The organism is Neorhizobium sp. LMR1-1-1.1, from assembly GCF_040675795.1.
Lineage (GTDB): Bacteria > Pseudomonadota > Alphaproteobacteria > Rhizobiales > Rhizobiaceae > Neorhizobium > Neorhizobium cellulosilyticum.
In genome coordinates, this window is the sequence record NZ_JBEGHE010000018.1 from 34,345 (window position 1) to 49,876 (window position 15,532).

Annotated in this window: 14 protein-coding genes and 1 pseudogene; 6 read left to right on the plus strand and 9 right to left on the minus strand. The window is 57.8% G+C overall.

The annotated features are described in order from the left end of the window. Positions 1 to 154 precede the first annotated feature (154 nt). Both MRBLMR1_RS10180 and curA read left to right on the plus strand, forming a co-directional pair. On the plus strand, positions 155 to 1,381 hold the full coding sequence (locus MRBLMR1_RS10180) for an alpha/beta fold hydrolase (protein ID WP_183687786.1): 1,227 nt from the start codon (positions 155 to 157) through the stop codon (positions 1,379 to 1,381). Positions 1,382 to 1,452: 71 nt separating this feature from the next. Further along, positions 1,453 to 2,469 carry an NADPH-dependent curcumin/dihydrocurcumin reductase gene (curA, locus tag MRBLMR1_RS10185; RefSeq protein WP_183687788.1) on the plus strand — a complete coding sequence of 339 codons (1,017 nt, stop codon included), beginning with the start codon at positions 1,453 to 1,455 and terminating at the stop codon, positions 2,467 to 2,469. A 35-nt stretch (positions 2,470 to 2,504) separates the two neighbouring features. Here the strand turns inward: curA and MRBLMR1_RS10190 are convergent, their stop codons facing one another. Continuing rightward, complete coding sequence (locus MRBLMR1_RS10190; RefSeq protein WP_148171133.1) at positions 2,505 to 2,888, minus strand: winged helix-turn-helix transcriptional regulator; 384 nt, start codon at positions 2,886 to 2,888, stop codon at positions 2,505 to 2,507. A gap of 133 nt (positions 2,889 to 3,021) precedes the next feature. On the opposite strand from MRBLMR1_RS10190, the gene MRBLMR1_RS10195 reads away from it, so the two are divergent. The 3 genes and pseudogenes from MRBLMR1_RS10195 (at position 3,022) to MRBLMR1_RS10205 (ending at position 7,155) form a co-directional block, all read left to right on the plus strand. Then, positions 3,022 to 3,750, plus strand: coding sequence for an SDR family oxidoreductase (locus MRBLMR1_RS10195; protein WP_183687790.1), 729 nt, complete (start codon positions 3,022 to 3,024; stop codon positions 3,748 to 3,750). An 801-nt stretch (positions 3,751 to 4,551) separates the two neighbouring features. Beyond that, positions 4,552 to 6,023, plus strand: a pseudogene (locus tag MRBLMR1_RS10200) (methionine--tRNA ligase). A gap of 124 nt (positions 6,024 to 6,147) precedes the next feature. Beyond that, positions 6,148 to 7,155, plus strand: a complete 1,008-nt coding sequence (locus MRBLMR1_RS10205; RefSeq protein ID WP_183687794.1) for an NAD(P)-dependent oxidoreductase — start codon at positions 6,148 to 6,150, stop codon at positions 7,153 to 7,155. A gap of 114 nt (positions 7,156 to 7,269) precedes the next feature. Here MRBLMR1_RS10205 and MRBLMR1_RS10210 read toward each other — a convergent pair whose 3' ends face one another. The 7 genes from MRBLMR1_RS10210 to MRBLMR1_RS10240 all read right to left on the minus strand — a co-directional run bounded on the left by MRBLMR1_RS10210 (position 7,270) and on the right by MRBLMR1_RS10240 (position 13,444). Beyond that, positions 7,270 to 7,611, minus strand: a complete 342-nt coding sequence (locus tag MRBLMR1_RS10210) for a hypothetical protein (RefSeq protein WP_500064444.1) — start codon at positions 7,609 to 7,611, stop codon at positions 7,270 to 7,272. Positions 7,612 to 7,660: 49 nt separating this feature from the next. Further along, entirely contained in the window at positions 7,661 to 8,224 is a 564-nt protein-coding gene (locus MRBLMR1_RS10215) for a hypothetical protein (protein ID WP_500064446.1), read from the minus strand. Between the two features lie 45 nt (positions 8,225 to 8,269). Then, positions 8,270 to 9,526, minus strand: coding sequence for a GNAT family N-acetyltransferase (locus tag MRBLMR1_RS10220; protein WP_183687800.1), 1,257 nt, complete (start codon positions 9,524 to 9,526; stop codon positions 8,270 to 8,272). A gap of 71 nt (positions 9,527 to 9,597) precedes the next feature. Beyond that, a complete protein-coding gene (locus tag MRBLMR1_RS10225) occupies positions 9,598 to 10,533 on the minus strand; it encodes a pirin family protein (RefSeq protein WP_183687802.1) in 936 nt (311 codons plus the stop codon). A 29-nt stretch (positions 10,534 to 10,562) separates the two neighbouring features. Then, positions 10,563 to 11,483, minus strand: coding sequence for a LysR family transcriptional regulator (locus MRBLMR1_RS10230; protein ID WP_183687804.1), 921 nt, complete (start codon positions 11,481 to 11,483; stop codon positions 10,563 to 10,565). A 29-nt stretch (positions 11,484 to 11,512) separates the two neighbouring features. Beyond that, positions 11,513 to 12,550: an LLM class flavin-dependent oxidoreductase gene (locus tag MRBLMR1_RS10235; RefSeq protein WP_183687806.1), complete on the minus strand. Its 1,038-nt coding sequence runs from the start codon at positions 12,548 to 12,550 to the stop codon at positions 11,513 to 11,515. A gap of 234 nt (positions 12,551 to 12,784) precedes the next feature. Then, a complete protein-coding gene (locus MRBLMR1_RS10240) occupies positions 12,785 to 13,444 on the minus strand; it encodes a hydrolase (RefSeq protein ID WP_500064450.1) in 660 nt (219 codons plus the stop codon). A 146-nt stretch (positions 13,445 to 13,590) separates the two neighbouring features. Between MRBLMR1_RS10240 and MRBLMR1_RS10245 the strand changes: the two genes are divergently transcribed. Beyond that, positions 13,591 to 14,502 (plus strand): LysR family transcriptional regulator, encoded by a 912-nt coding sequence (locus MRBLMR1_RS10245; protein ID WP_183687811.1) that lies wholly within the window; start codon positions 13,591 to 13,593, stop codon positions 14,500 to 14,502. A 69-nt stretch (positions 14,503 to 14,571) separates the two neighbouring features. On the opposite strand, the gene MRBLMR1_RS10250 is transcribed toward MRBLMR1_RS10245, so the two are convergent. Next, positions 14,572 to 15,447 (minus strand): class I SAM-dependent methyltransferase, encoded by an 876-nt coding sequence (locus MRBLMR1_RS10250; protein ID WP_500064452.1) that lies wholly within the window; start codon positions 15,445 to 15,447, stop codon positions 14,572 to 14,574. Between the last annotated feature and the right edge of the window lie 85 nt (positions 15,448 to 15,532).

A 15,532-nucleotide genomic window follows, 5' to 3' on the forward strand; every position in this document is an offset into this window, starting at 1 on the left:
TTGACCGTAGATATCCTGCGTATATCTTCAGCGAGCGATTGCACTCGTTTCTGCAGACACGGCCGATCGGGTCTCTTAATCGCCCTCGCAAGCATCGGCTGCGCATAGCACCCCTGCGCGAGGCGTATTCTGAATTGAACAATTGGAGTGTCTTATGAATGCCTCGATATTGAGACGGGCGGTCACGCACGCGCTCGTCATGACGATCCTTAGCTCCACCGTGATGATCGCCGGTTCCACCGTTCCCGTCCTGGCTGTCGAAGAAGCGACAACGTCCGGAGCGGTTATCTCCCATAAACCGCACAACATTTCCCCACAGATCAAGGGACACGCAGAGCTCATGGTCCACACCATGCAGTCGGTGTCCGGAGATCTCACAACGGCATCAACCCTCCTGTTTGTGCCGGACGGAAAGGCGCCACACGGGGGATGGCCAGTGATTGCCTGGGCACATGGGACGACGACACCTGGCAATAAACTGTGCGCACCCAGCCTGACAGATGAGCTTGATGGTGGCCTTACAAAGGACGGCTTCAATAGCGATTACCTGTTCGAAATCTCGACGCTTGTAAACGCGGGCTATGCGGTCGTTGCTCCTGACCTGGAAGGGCTGGGTAAGGTGGCAATGGTCCCCTACCCCTATTTTCATGCCGGCAGCCTGGCACGTTCGCTGATCAGCGGCGTGGTTGCCGCTCACAATGTCGACGGCAACCTTTCGAAGCAGTACGCCGCGGTCGGGCATTCCGATGGTGGTCATGCGGTCCTCGGCGTCGAAGCCTATGCCGATGAAGCCCCGCAGTTAGATTACAAGGGAACGGTGGCAATAGCGCCCTACACCTCGATCGATGCTTTCGTGAAAGAGCTAGCCCAGCGAACCGTAGCGAACCCAGACAAGGCAAGCGACTATCGCCTTCTCCAGAATTTTAACGTCGCCCTCATGACGACTGGATTGAAGGTGATTGATCCTTCGTTCAAGGCTTCATCCGTGATGGGCCCCGATCTTGAAGCGCAGTTGAAGGAATTCACGACACGTTGCTCAGTTCCTGCCATTGGTGGGCTATCTAAAGCGATTGCCGCAAAAGGTGCGACCTTCGATGGTTTCAGACAAGATTGGGCGAGCGATCCAGAGATGGCAGCGTTCCTTACTGCGAACGACCCGGCTGCCAACCCGAACTTCCGCCTCAAAAAGCCAACCTTCATCTCGCTGGGTCCCGACGATGCTTTCGTCTTCGTGAACACGACGAGGGCGCTGGTCGCTCGGTTGAGAGCAGACGGGACACCTGTGACATACAACGAGTATCCGCACACCGACCACTTCACAGTCATCCGTGCCGCGCAGCCTGACACCATGAGCTTCCTGAAGCAACTTTTCGCAAACTGAATCGCAATCGCGACCGCCGCGCCGGAAATAAACGCGGCGTTCCGTCCCGACACACTTTGAGGAATCCAGCCATGCCACAGACCAACAGCCGGATTGTACTTGCATCAAGGCCGGCAGGACCGCCCAAACCTGCCAACTTTCGTCTCGAAGAAGCGCCTGTGCCCGAGGTGCCCAATGACCACGTTCTGCTCGAAACCATCTACCTTTCGCTCGACCCTTACATGCGGGGACGCATGAGCGACGCCAAGTCCTATGCTGATCCGATCGCGATCGGCGACGTGATGGTTGGCGCCACGGTCTCCAGGATCAAACAGTCCCGCAACCGGGATTGGAAGGAAGGCGACATCGCGGTTGCCTACTCGGGTTGGCAGACCCATGCCATCTCCGACGGAAGCGATTTGCGGAGAATCGATCCGCATGCCGCTCCGATCTCGACTGGACTGGGTGTCCTGGGCATGACCGGTTTCTCAGCCTATGCAGGCCTGCGCAACATCGGGCGCCCGAAGCCCGGAGAGACTGTTGTCGTCGCCGCAGCAAGCGGCGCGGTTGGCTCAGTCGTTGGCCAGCTCGCTAGGATCGACGGGGCGCGCGCCATCGGGATAGCCGGGGGTGCTGAGAAATGTGCGTTCGTCAAAAACGAACTGGGCTTTGACGCCGCGATCAATCATCGTGATCCAGACTTCGCGCAACAGCTCGCCGAGGCCTGCCCTGACGGTATCGATGTCTATTTCGAAAACGTCGGCGGCGCTGTCTGGGATGCGGTCCTGCCACTTCTCAACAATTTCGCGCGTGTGCCACTCTGCGGAATGATCTCCCACTACAATGACGAGGCCCTCGGACCGCCATCCGTTGACCGGCTTCCTGCTTCCATGAAGGTCATTCAGCAGAAGAGCATCACAGTTCGAGGCTTCATGAACGTGGAGTTCATTGAGCAGCAACCAACATTCTTAGAGGAAGCCGCTGGTTGGGTCGCTGACGGCAGGTTGAAGTATCGAGAGGACATCGTGGACGGTCTCGACAATGCCCCCGCAGCATTTATAGGTCTCCTTGAAGGGCGCAATTTCGGCAAGCTGATAGTTAGGGTATAGACCCAGTAGTGGAACCCAATACGATCGTCAGCGAGCTAGTCTCGCTGACGATCGTATTCTACTTGTGCGCGCTCGAGCTCCGGGCCGTAGGTCATGGACCAAGCGTATAGCGCCTCGAACGGCTGCTGAAGCGAGCGACCGAGCGCGGTGATAGTATATTCGACGCCAACCGGCGTCGTCGTCGTCAGAACTTCACGGCGGATGAGCCCGTTGCGCTCCAGTCTTTTCAAAGCTTCGGAAAGCGCTTTATGTGTGATCCCGTCAAGGCGTCGCATGATCTCGTTGAACCGTGACGGCCTGGTGCATAATACAGTCAGGATCAGCACAGACCACTTGTTGGCGATCTGCTCCAGCACCGGCCGCGCCTTCTCGACGTCCAACAAAGCCTCAACGGAGACAGGCTTGGGCCGGCGAGGCATGCTGGCTTTGGTGGACAGGCCTCCGTCATCCAATGACATAGGTATACTCCTCGATATCTGCTTTACTCGTAGTGCGTAATTGACCGTAGGTATAGACATTATATCTATTCCCATCATTATTGATGGAGTTAGCATGAACAGATTAGCACACAAGATCGCACTCGTTATCGGGGGCGTCGGTGGCATCGGCGGAGCCATTTCGCAGAGATTTGCCAACGAGGGCGCGGGAGTCTACGCGACCAGCCGCAAGGGCGGGGACACCACTTTAGAAGCAGAGGGCTCGGGGAGCATCCGGGTCCTTCAAGCAGACGCCAACGAAAAGACCGATCTTAAGCGCGTCATCGAGCTTATCCGTTCGGAAGAAGGCCGCATCGACGTGCTTGTCGTGAACGCAGGCTTGTCCGAATATGCACCGCTTGAAGAGATTTCGGACGACCATTTCGATCGGGCATTTGGGCTGAACGTCCGATCCCTCGTATTCGCAGCGCAGGGTGCGGTTGACCTCATGCAGCCGGGCGGCACGATCGTACTGATCGGCTCAATCGCCGGCGACATCGGCACAAAGGGCTATGGTGTCTATGGTGCGACAAAGGCAGCAGTCCGTTCGTTTACGCGTACCTGGGCCAACGAACTTGCTCCCAGAGGAGTTCGCGTCAACGTCGTCAGCCCTGGACCGACTGACACCGCGATGATGGCAAGCGCCTCGCAAGAGGTGCGAGATGCACTGTCCGGCATGATCCCTCTTGGCCGCATGGGCAGGCCTGAAGAGGTGGCCGCGGCCGCCCTCTTCCTCGCGAGCGACGAGAGCAGTTTCACGACGGGTGCAGAGCTCGCTGTCGACGGAGGCATGGCCCAGGTCTGACGCCAGCCTTACAGCGGGCGCCGGAACCACCTAAGCTTCACCGTGGTCGTAGGGCCAACCAGTCCCTCCAGAGATGAAGTATGCACCGTCCCTGGAGGGACAATGCCTGAGTTCAGTATCAGCTGACGGCGCTGAGCGACCAATTCTGGTCTAATGGACTCAACAACAACTTACAGTCTTGATGGGATATGAACTTGCGACCACCTAGTTATTTTTGACGACCCTTTGAAAAAACTCAGATTTCAAATTAGGGTCGTCGAACCTTCTCACCTGACTTGAGCAGATCGGAATTGGTCAATTCCACTAGCCTTACATGGTCCGCCACCGACCGAAATTAGCGATTATGTTGAAAAGGTAAGCTGGGTTCGATCAAAGTAGCGCTAGGCTTGATCTGTGCGGCTAGCCCTTTGTTCAAGAATAAGAAATTCAAAGCCCATCCCTAATTGTCATTTTGCAACTTATCAGCTGGAACGATCCGATAAAGCTTTTCCAATCACCACGATCAACACCGGTGCACTTTAGACGCTGTCGATCCGCGATAAGTGTGTCGATACCAATTAGGATGATCGCATGTTCTGCAAAACAGTGTCGCAGGATAAGCAACGCCGATCAGCTTGTTGAGGGTTTCGACACGTGATAGTGGTCGGGTTATGAACAGCAACCTGATCAACGCCACGATGATGATGCCGCGCTCATAGCGTGGCGGGTTTCGTGCGTTTTCAGTGCACCAGAGACCGCCCTTGAGGCGGTTTTTTTTGCGATCCGCCTCAGGGATTTTGCACCCTTCGAGAGGATCTTCCCGTGATACGACCGACCACCTACCTCACCACCTCTATCCCCTACGTCAATTCATCACCACATGTCGGGTTCGCGCTCGAGCTTGTGCAGGCGGATGCCTATGCGCGTCACTATCGGCTGCTGGGGCGGGATGTTCGCTTTCAGTGCGGAACCGACGATAACAGCCTGAAGAATGTCCGCGCGGCAGAAGCCGCAGGACAGGCGGTCGCTGACTTCGTCGGCGCCAATGGCGACAGTTTCGAGCGGCTGGGTGAGCGGCTCGACATCTCCAACGACGAGTTTGTTCGCACCTCACGCGATCCGCGGCATGTTGCCTGCGTTCATTCCCTATGGAATGCCTGCGCGAGCCGCGGCGATCTCTATCGTAAGGCCTATGAAGGCTTTTATTGCGTGGGCTGCGAGCAATTTTACGAGCCATCGGAACTTGATGAGGGGAAATGCCCCGAACACGCGGTGGCATTGGAAATCGTTCGGGAAGAAAATTGGTTTTTCCGTCTTTCCCGATACGGCGATCAGATCCTCGCGTTGATCGAGGCAGGCGAACTTCAGGTTACGCCCGCACATCGTCGCAATGAAATCACCGCCCTCCTCCGGCGTGGACTGACCGACATCAGTGTTTCGCGCAGCGCCGAACGAGCAAGGGGATGGGGCGTGCCGGTTCCGGGAAGCGACGAAGTCGTCTATGTCTGGTTCGACGCCCTGGCAAATTACCTGACCGGGCTCGGTCACGGCACGGATGATGCACTTTTTCGTCGCTACTGGACCAAGAGCGGCGCACGGCTTCATTTCGTCGGCAAGGGTATCTCAAAATTCGACGCCATTTACTGGCCGGCCATATTGCTATCCTGCGGCCTGCCGCTGCCCACATCCATCTGCGTGCACGGATACCTGACGGTCGATGGCCGGAAGATCGGAAAATCTGCCGGCAACGGAATTGCGCCGGATCGATTGATCGAGGCTTACGGCACGCCGGATGCGCTTCGATATTACCTTTTGCGGCACATCCGCTCCGCAGATGACGGTGATTTTTCGCAGGACAGGCTGGATGCGGCATGGTCGGGAGAACTCGGCGGACAACTGGGCAACCTCGCAAACCGTGTTCTCGCACTTCTGGCCACCACATTTGACGGAGTGACGCCGGAAATAGCCTGAGCGAGATCTTCGCCTATCTGGCCGAGGCGAACAGGGTGTTTACGAGGCAGGCACCATGGGCAGATGCCAAGGCGCTGTCTCGCGAGATCGCGGCAAACGAGCGGACGGTGACCACACAGCGCCTCGCAGCGACCCTGGGGGAGCAGATATATGGCCTTGCCATCGTGGCGCGCTGCCTGCTGCCGTTCATTCCACGAGCCGCCGCGGAACTACATGACAAGCTCGGCATTCCCATAACGACGCACTACCACCAACCGATTGACGTCAGCGGGCGAAAAGCCCGGGCAAACTCGGTTCTTTTTCCACCCAGAGTCACCGTTTAGCTGGTGTCTGCATCATTTGCGATTGGCGATCATCCATACATCGATCGGGCGGATGTCGCTCATTTTTTCAAGTTGTTTGGCAACCAATGAGATCGCCTGGTGCGAAAACCAGAAGGAGAAATTCATGCACTTTGATCCTATCCTGATGATGGGCGGCTCCGGCGCAATCGGCCGCCTGAGCGCTCAAACGTTACGCAACCTGCATCCCAACGTGCCATTTCTGATTGCTGGCCGGAACATGGAAAAGGCGCAGGCGGTTGCCGCGGAACTTGGCAACGCCGAAGCCGTGCAACTGAACAACGATGCCGATAATCTCGGATTGGGCAGTCGTGAAGTCGGTGCCGTTGCCGTATTCCACTCGGACGAAAGCCTGGCAGGGTTGCGCTTTGCCAATGCACGCGGCCTGCCCCATCTTGGCATCTCGTCCGGTGTGTTCGAGATCGCGCCCGAAATTGCAACCTTCATGCACAAGCCGAACGCAGGCGCGGTTGTTCTTGGCTACGAATGGCTCGTAGGCGCCACGACGGTTCCCACGCTTGAACTCGCCAAAAAGTTCACTCGCATCGACGCGATCAAGATCGGCGCGCTGGTGGACGAAGAGGATGGCGGCGGGCCGGCTGTTGCGGAAGATTTCGAACGCCTTTCCAAAATGATGTCGGCCGCACTCACGCGGCGTGATGGCGCCTATATCTGGCGCGATGGCGATGACAACAAGGCGCTGTTCCATGCGATTGACGGTACCGAAATCAAAGCCTCGGGCTTTTCATCGATCGATGTCGTAGGCTTGGCAACGGCTACCGGTGCCAGGAGCGTCCAGTTCGATCTGGCAACGGGTGTCAGCTCGACGCGTCGCCGCGGCGAACCGAAATCGACCGAGATCATCATCGAACTGTCCGGCAAGGATCATGATGGTCAGACGCTTGAGACACGACATGCGGTCTTTCACCCCGGAGGGGCTGCACCTTTGACGGCGATGGGCGTGACGATGATCCTTGAACGCCTGACCGGGCTTGACGGTCGGGCGCCGGCTACGCCCGGCCTCTATTTTCCATATCAGTTGATCGAACCGGGGACATTTCTGCATCGGCTGGAAGCCGGCGGCGGCGGCGTGCTGACGCTGGATATTGCCTGAGGTCTGTTATCGGAGACAACGCAGAAGCGGCGGCGAAAACAAGGTTTCGCCGCCGCTCACGCCAGGACCGACATAACCTGAACCGGTTCGCCCAGTTGAGCATAAAAGGCGGCTCTACTTCGGTGGATAGGGTTCGATATCCGCTGCCCAATAATGTTTTGCAATATTCTGGCTATTGCGGATGACGTGGTAGGCGATATCCGGATTGCCCCCTTCAAACGTGTTCGGATCCGCACCACACATCAGGCAATACATTCGCTGATGAACGACGCTCGCGAAATACTGCAGGGCCGGCGCGGATTGTTCCTGTCCCGCCGCTTGCATCTCTTCGGCAGCCTGTCTGGTCACCTCCTGCAATGCCTGGGAGACAGCAGCAGCCAGCGTATCATCGGCGCGTTTGATGATGTCTACGACCTGCTTTTCGGCCGGCGTGAGTATGGGGCAGTTTTCCGCCATGATTTCACCTCTTGTGAGAGTGCGCATCTTCAGGAAGGGTTGTCAGCGCCTATTCCGGCAGCCCGGTCAGGAGACGCATGTATCTGCGGGCATTTTCGGTGAATTCTCGGTCCGTCTCCGAAACATTCTCCAGCCGGTCATGGCGGGCGTCGATTGGCGCCTCGAGGCGCTCATCGATTTGCGGATCGGACGCGCGCGCATGATCGATCAAAACACGGATAGCGGTTTTCACCGCGAAGTCCCGTGCGGCGAGTGTCAGCAACCGGCGTTCGCTCGCATCTTTTTCAATGTCTTCCGGCCGATCCTTTTTCCGCCGTATCACGGCGGGAACCCCGCGCTCCTTTTCCCAGTAGCGAGCGACACTGCGGCCCATATAGAGGATTTCCCATGCGGCTTCGGGATCGCCGCCCGTATTCGTTTGCGGGTCGGCGCCGCATAACCGCAGAAACAGGTGACGAAGTGCTGCATCGGCGAAGTAATCACCCGGCGTTCTGCCGATACCAAGAGATCGAAGCTCAGGCCCGGCGGTTTCAGCGGCACGTTCGATCGCTTCATCGACGGCAGCCAATAGCGCCCTGTCGGCCTCCTGAAATCTGAAGGTTTTTTCCTGCATTCCATCCTCCGGCACCGGCACAGCCATGTTGCTCGGCGCGTGATTTCACTTCTTAAGAACATCCTGCCATTCAGGATGACGGTCGATTTGCGCCTTGGCGAAAGGGCAAAGAGGAATGATGGCGACGCCGTCACGCCTTGCATCTTCAATGGCCTGTCGCACCATCCGTTCCCCGATTTTTCGCCCACGCAAGGCCGAGGGTACGTCCGTATGGTCGATGATGATCAGCCCCTCGCCGGCTCGGCTATAGGTCATCTCGGCTTCGACACCGTCGATGACGAGCCGGTAGCGACCCTTCGACGGACCATCTTCCCGTTCGACCTTTTCATCATCTGCTGCTGGCGCAGGACCTGCGTTCAGCTGTCCTGCATTTTGTGGGCGCACCACGCCTGGCCGGCCATGCGCACAGTCCAGCATTTCGCGATCCCAATTCCCCAGATCGGCGGCAGCTTCGTAGCTGGACATGAGAAACGCCATCAGCGCCGCGTCCGGATCAGCTGCCGACCGCACCGCATCATAAGGCAGGATGAACTCGGAGAGGCCTTCGTGCCAGAATGCCGCGTCGGGCCTGATCTCCGCATTACGGAAACCATGTGGCGCCGGATAAGCGTAAGCATAAAAAGCCGGATAGTCCAGGCCGCCACCGCCCGGCCAAAAACCGACTGAGGAGACCTCACGGTCATAGGCCTCCTGCGCAACGTCATCCGGCAAGGCTGGGATTCCGCCTGCATGGAGCGGCGCCGGACGCCCCGAAAAACGGGTGACGGCAAGATCGAAACTACCCCAGAACAGATGAACGGGACTGGACTTTCCGAGAAACGATGTCCGGAATGCCTTGAAGACACGGTCGATCGCCATCAAAGCCTGATGGAATCGCTGTACGGCATCTCGATCATAAACGCGGTCGCGATCGTCCTCCCGGAATGGCACGGGATCCGGCACTTCGTTCGGTTGTCCGTTGAAGCTTGGCGAACCGCCGAGATCCGAGACCAACCGAATAAATCGGGCATGGAACTCTGCAACCGTGGACGGCCCAAGGTCGAAGGACGCAGTGCGACCATCGCCGCTAAAACCCACCACTCTATGATCATGGAAATCGAACAGGATTTCGACCCCGGCTCCATCGGGAATGGATGACGTCGTGAGACCGCGGGGAGTGACGTATAAAGTGGCGTTCCAAGAGTGGTTGAGCCATGGTGTATGGGCCAGCCGGTACTTGCCCACGATCTGTAGGTAGAGATGCAGGGCTGAGCATGTCTCGCGCCAGCTGAGATAGTCGAGACTAGGCCACTCGTTGTTCATTTGGCATTCCTCCGTGTCTTTTTTGGCATGGTCTTCAAGCCGCTCTGCAACTCTTTCCACCGGCCACGGACTTAATCCGGGAGCGGAATGTGTTCGTCGCGGTCGTCAATCGGAAGGTCGAAACGTCCCTTGCCCCAGTTTTGGGCGCGCCATTCCGCCTTTGCTGCTTCAATGCGCTCTTGCGAGGAGGCGACAAAATTCCACCAGATGTAACGTGGTCCAGAGAGCGTTGCGCCACCGAGAATCATCACTCTCGCGCCCCTTTCGCCAGCCGCGACCGTGATCCTGTCGCCGGGGCGAAAGACCATCATCTGCGGGGACTCGAAATTCTGTCCGGCAACTGAAATCGAGCCTTCGACGATATAGATGCCCCGGTCCTCGTGATTGTCCGGCATAGGCAGACGTGCACCCGCCTCCAGCACGACATCCGCATAAAACGTCTCGGAAAGCATGGTGGCCGGGGCGTTCTCGCCATAGGCGTTTCCGAGAATGAGGCGCAGTGAAACTCCCCTATCTTCGATCACCGGCAGGGTTTCCTGGCCGTGGTGCTCGAACGTCGGATCCATATCCTCATGGGCTTCCGGGAGAGCAAGCCAAGTCTGGATACCGAACAGGCTGTTTGGCCCGGTTCGAGCCGTAGCAGTTGTCCGCTCCGAATGGGTCACGCCACGTCCCGCCACCATCCAGTTCAGTGCGCCGGGCCGGATAACCTGGTCCGCTCCAGTGCTGTCACGGTGGTGGAAATCGCCGCGGAAGAGATAAGTGACGGTGCCAAGACCAATGTGCGGATGGGGACGGACGTCAATACCCTGTCCAGTCAACAGCTCAGCCGGCCCTGCCTGGTCGAAGAAGATGAACGGGCCTACCATCTGCCGCTTCGGCGCCGGCAGGGCACGCCGCACCTCGAAGCCGCCGATATCGCGAGCCCGAGGCACGATAAGCGCTTCGATCGCCTCGATACCGACCTCATCAGGACAGCCCGGTTCGATTGCAGGGTTCCAACTCATTTGCGCAACCTTTCTTTTCGTCTGTTTATCTATGCGTCGAGAACATTGGCTACAGGTACCCCGTTCACCGACTCATTCGGATGCCGGCGTTTTTCGAAGGAAGCGATCAAGAACTCGCAGAGGATACGCACTTTGCGGGCGGGATGCGGGCTGGAAGGCCTCACGACATAAACGGTGCCGACTGGCAACGGAAAGCGGGGCATCACCGGGACGAGCGCTCCGGACGCCAGATATTCATGAGTCACGCAGTCGGGAAGCCATGCAAGGCCGAGTCCTGCCGCCGCCGCGCTTGCAAGGGCGGCGCCATTGTCAGAACTGAAGCGCCCTTGTGGCTGCACAGTGACGATCCTGTCGTTTTCTGTAAACCGCCACGCCTCAGCTCCTATCAAGCCCTGATGCGCTGCGATATCGCCCGGTGTTTCAGGCAGACCATACCGCCTTATGTAAGCCGGGCTGGCGACAAGCTTTCCATAAATCTCTCCCACGCGCCTCGATATGAGATTGGAGTCAGGCAGTAGGCCGACCCGAATTGCGCAGTCGAACCCGTCCGCGACGAGATCGACGAACCGGTCGCTATATTCGGCATGGATCTGAAGCTGTGGGTGATGGCTGGCCATTTCGGCAAGCACGGGTGCAAAATACATTGGCCCCGATGTCAGCGGTACGGCAACTCTCAACCGTCCACGAAGATCACCATCTGGCAATATCGTCTCGCGTGCAATCTCGATCTCGCTACAGGTTTTTGCTGCAAACTCGCGGAATGTCACGCCCGCCTCCGTCAGGCCAGCGCCTCGTGTGGTGCGCGCAAGAAGCTGGACACCGAGTTCCAACTCTATCCGTGCGAGCCGGCGGCTGACCATCGATTTGGAAATTCCCAAACGCCGCGCCGCCGGCGAGACGCCTCCGGTATCGGCAACTTCGACAAATGTCCGCAGATCTTCGATATTCACTCGCTCCTCCCTTTTTCGATCAGGCTCGACTAAATTCTTCGTGCTGCCCTCACGATCGGCGCGACCTCCGTGCCCAGAAGTTCGATGGATCGCTTCATTGCCGTAGTATCAAGCGAGGCCGTACTCATCTGGAAGGTGATGCGGGAAATGCCGCCGAGTATTTTGCTGGCCTTCTGCATTTTGGCTGCCACAGTCTGCGGATCACCAACAAGGAATGCGCCCTCCGGGCCGGCCATCGCGTCGAACTGCTGGCGTGTCGGCGGCGACCATCCGCGCTCCCGACCAATCTTTGAGGTGAGATGGGCCCAGCCAGGAAAAAAGGCATCACCGGCGGCCGCATTTGTCTCGCCGATAAAACCCATTGCGTGGATGCCAACCCTCAGAGCATCAGGGCTATGTCCAGCACGCTCCCCCGCCTCTTTGTAGAGATCGACAAGTGGACGGAACCGTTCAAAATTGCCGCCAATGATGGCTACCATCAGCGGGAGGCCGAGTGCACCTGCCCGTGCGAAGGACTGGGGCGTGCCGCCGACGCCTACCCAAACCGGAAGCCGTAATTGATGAGGGCGCGGAAAGACACCTTGTTCCTTGAGCGACGCGCGGAAACGCCCCTCCCAAGTGATATTCGTCGTTTCGCCAAGCGCGAGCAACAGGTCGAGTTTTTCTGCGAAAAGGTCGTCGTAGTCGCGTGTTTCCAGGCCAAACAGCGGGTAAGCCTCGACAAACGAACCGCGACCGACAACGATTTCCGCGCGCCCTTTGGAAATCAGGTCGAGTGTTGCAAATTCCTGAAAGACACGCACCGGATCGGCGGCGCTCAGAACTGTTACCGCGCTTGTCAACCTGATCCGGCTGGTGCGCGCTGCAGCTGCGGCCAGTATGACAGCCGGTGCGGAATCGAGGAATTCTCCACGGTGATGCTCACCAATGCCAAACACATCCAGCCCGACACGATCAGCAAGCTCGACCTCCTCAATCAGTTCAGCCATGCGAACTGTGGGCGATGGAAATCGACCTGTCGCCGGATCAGGAAGTATTGCGGCAAAACTATCGATACCGATTTCCATGTGCGATCCTTGCAATCCGCTATTCACTGCTGCGGTCGGAGCTATGATCGGCCCAAACGCGTTGGTGCAGGCCTACGCAGAAGTTTGGGGATGGCCGGAGACACGTCATCTCATGGCGATTAACAATGTTTCAGATGGCTCGACCTGTAATACGTAGAAGGGACGACGAGGATTTTGGAACATCGCAATTCACGCGACTTTGCCTTCGATATCCACGTCGTCCCGGCTTGGTTTTTAGTGCCCGCCCTTGGTCGTTGGGATCGGTGTGTTGAGCAATTGCTGTTCCCACAGATACGCTATGCCGCTGCCGCTCATGTGTGAAATGAGAACTTCTGTTAGTTCCTCAACGTGCTCAGTTCTCGCCCAGTCCCGCTGCCATTCACCAGCCAAAGCCATCCAAGTCATCATGTTGACGCCAGCTGCGATCATTCGCTGGATGGCCACTTGATGAGACTCGGTGGAGCTTCCGCCCGATGCATCGGTAATAACCGTCACGTCCCAACCTTCGCCGGCAGCCTGGATTGCAGGCATCGCGACGCAGACTTCTGTCCACAGGCCTGCGATGATCAGCTGCTTGCGGCCAGTCGCTTTGACGAGTTCCACCACCTTTTCGTCCTCCCAGGTGTTCACCCAGGTTCGGTCGATGACTTCCTGTCCCGGGAAGACGTCTGTGATCTGCTTGAAGAGCTTGCCACCGCGGTCCGCGATAACGCTTGTCAGGATCGTCGGAACGTCGAAAGCCTTCGCCAGCTTTGAAAGGGCGGTCACGTTGTTAACGACAGCCTGGGGGTCATGGCTATTGACGTTGGTAAGCTGGTAGGGTTGGTGATCAATAAGGACGAGGACAGAATCTTTGGGGCGGAGTAGGGAATTGAGGCCGTTACGAAAGGTCATGGATAATATCCTGTTTTGGCGGTTCGTTGAGGCTAGATCAGAGAATGCTCTCGCCGGAGAAACATTCCGCCGCAACTTGTCATTGTCTTTTTTGGTACGGTAGTCCCGGATCGTGCTAAGCTGTGTTGCGAAACGAGGAACGCGCATTGGACCTGGAAGATTTGAGAACATTCGTCGAAGTCGCGGATGCCGGTAGCGTTTCGTCTGCAGCGATGCGACTGGGCATCTCAAAGTCGATGGCCAGCCGCAGGATTACACGACTTGAAGCTGAGTTCGGTGCCCAGTTGCTTGCTAGGACGACCCGAGGCATAGCGCTCACCGAAGCAGGCTCAACATTCCGGGATTACGCGTCCAGAATTTCGGCTGAACTGGACGCTGCGCGAGAAACCATACTCCCTGTCGGTGAGCTTCGAGGCCGCATGCGTGTCGCCGCTCCGTTGTCGTTCGGACCAACGCATTTTTCTCCTGTTCTGTCGCAGATGGCACGGCAACACCCACAACTGCACATACAGTCATCCTACACTGATCGGTTCGTGGATCTCGTCGGTGAAGGGTTCGATTGCGCAATTCGTGTCGGGTATCTTCCCGACTCGAATCTCGTCGCCAGACGAGTCGGCCCGATTTTCGGCAGGCTGGTCGCAAGTCCTGCCTACATCGCGGCTCATGGTGCTCCCAGAAAGCCCGATGAAATCCTGGATCATCAATTGGTCATTCGAGACGCCGAGACCTGGCAGTTCATGGATGGCGACAAGATCGTCCGGGTGCGTCCTCAGGGACGTTTTGTGGCCGATAACGCGATTTCACTTATAGCGGCTGCATTGGATGGCCTCGGGATCGCCTATTTGCCGGAGCCACTCGTGGCAGATCAAATCCTATCGGGCAATCTGGTGGAGGTCATGCCTGCTCATCCAATCCCACCAGCCGGAATATTTGTTGTTCGGCCTCCCGGCCTCCACCCGACTCGAAAAGTAAGGGTCCTCACCGAAATGCTGATTGAATGCTTCGGAAACCATTCCACCAGTGGCAACACAACAAGCGCTGGTAAACAGGACTTGTGATCAGGCTAAAACCCATTGCTGACGTAATTTTTGAGTGCGCATGATCGGACCGCCGTCATGGAAACGATCCTAAGCTTTTTTTCCTATGGCTAAAATGGCGGAGGACCGGATCAGTACCCTGCCGTCCACGGTTAATCCTTCAATTACCTCCGCGATCGCCTTTTCAACTCGGCTTTGCCCGTCTTTGTCCAGCTGCTGGAATGCCCCCATATAACTATGCAGTCCGCGTAGGTCATCCAAGTAGGACTGACCGGACTGGCCCTCCCAGATCGTCTCAATCTCTTCTACGCTGATCTCCGCCAGTCCTGCCAGTGACATTTCCTCAATCAAGCGATCTGGTTCGGCCAAGGCCAAAAAACCCTCCGGCGGCGCTGGCGGCTGCATCTCGGGAAAAACCGCGCGCAGCGCCTGCGCCATCACCAGAAAGGGGCCGCCGCCGGGCGGCCGGCGCCAGGTGGCGATACAGGCCTTGCCGCCGCTGCGCGTCACGCGCGCCTGTTCTGAAAGCCCGCGCCGCCAGTCGGGAAAGAGGCTTGCGCCGAACAGCGAGAATGTCGCATCGAAGCGACCATCCTCCATTTCGAGCTGCTGGCCGTCCATCAGCCTTGCCTCACTAGATGGAAAGGGCGCAAGCTGGTCGGCCAGAAGGTTGACCATGCCCGGTGCGTTATCCACCGCCAGCACCGAGGCCCCGCGAAGGGCAGCAGGCACGCTCAGCGCTCCGGCCCCGGCAGCGATATCGAGGACACGCGTGCCCCATTGAATGGTGCCGACGCGATCGAGCGCCGCCGCCGCCACCTGCCCGGTATTTCGGTTCGCCGTCCGCTGATACACGCGGGCAAATTCGTCCGTCATATGGGGATGCACGCCGGCCGATTGCTGCTTCGGTATCCATGTCGGCTGATCGGTCGCTGCGCGTTCTGAAATCTCTGGATTCTGCATCATCTAATTCCCTATTTGAAAAACAACGGCATGCCTGTTGCTTGAGCCCTTCCGGCCGTAATTTCGGCCAGCGGACAATGGCCACCTC

What these genes read in the sequence shown, in the direction of transcription:
- MRBLMR1_RS10210 (WP_500064444.1), bottom strand. Translation starts at nt 7,611, where the DNA reads ATGGCGGAAAACTGCCCCATACTCACGCCGGCCGAAAAGCAGGTCGTA.
- MRBLMR1_RS10250 (WP_500064452.1), bottom strand. Translation starts at nt 15,447, where the DNA reads ATGATGCAGAATCCAGAGATTTCAGAACGCGCAGCGACCGATCAGCCG.
- MRBLMR1_RS10215 (WP_500064446.1), bottom strand. Translation starts at nt 8,224, where the DNA reads ATGCAGGAAAAAACCTTCAGATTTCAGGAGGCCGACAGGGCGCTATTG.
- MRBLMR1_RS10190 (WP_148171133.1), bottom strand. Translation starts at nt 2,888, where the DNA reads ATGCCTCGCCGGCCCAAGCCTGTCTCCGTTGAGGCTTTGTTGGACGTC.
- MRBLMR1_RS10235 (WP_183687806.1), bottom strand. Translation starts at nt 12,550, where the DNA reads ATGGAAATCGGTATCGATAGTTTTGCCGCAATACTTCCTGATCCGGCG.
- MRBLMR1_RS10240 (WP_500064450.1), bottom strand. Translation starts at nt 13,444, where the DNA reads ATGACCTTTCGTAACGGCCTCAATTCCCTACTCCGCCCCAAAGATTCT.
- MRBLMR1_RS10225 (WP_183687802.1), bottom strand. Translation starts at nt 10,533, where the DNA reads ATGAGTTGGAACCCTGCAATCGAACCGGGCTGTCCTGATGAGGTCGGT.
- MRBLMR1_RS10180 (WP_183687786.1), top strand. Translation starts at nt 155, where the DNA reads ATGAATGCCTCGATATTGAGACGGGCGGTCACGCACGCGCTCGTCATG.
- curA (WP_183687788.1), top strand. Translation starts at nt 1,453, where the DNA reads ATGCCACAGACCAACAGCCGGATTGTACTTGCATCAAGGCCGGCAGGA.
- MRBLMR1_RS10195 (WP_183687790.1), top strand. Translation starts at nt 3,022, where the DNA reads ATGAACAGATTAGCACACAAGATCGCACTCGTTATCGGGGGCGTCGGT.
- MRBLMR1_RS10205 (WP_183687794.1), top strand. Translation starts at nt 6,148, where the DNA reads ATGCACTTTGATCCTATCCTGATGATGGGCGGCTCCGGCGCAATCGGC.
- MRBLMR1_RS10220 (WP_183687800.1), bottom strand. Translation starts at nt 9,526, where the DNA reads ATGAACAACGAGTGGCCTAGTCTCGACTATCTCAGCTGGCGCGAGACA.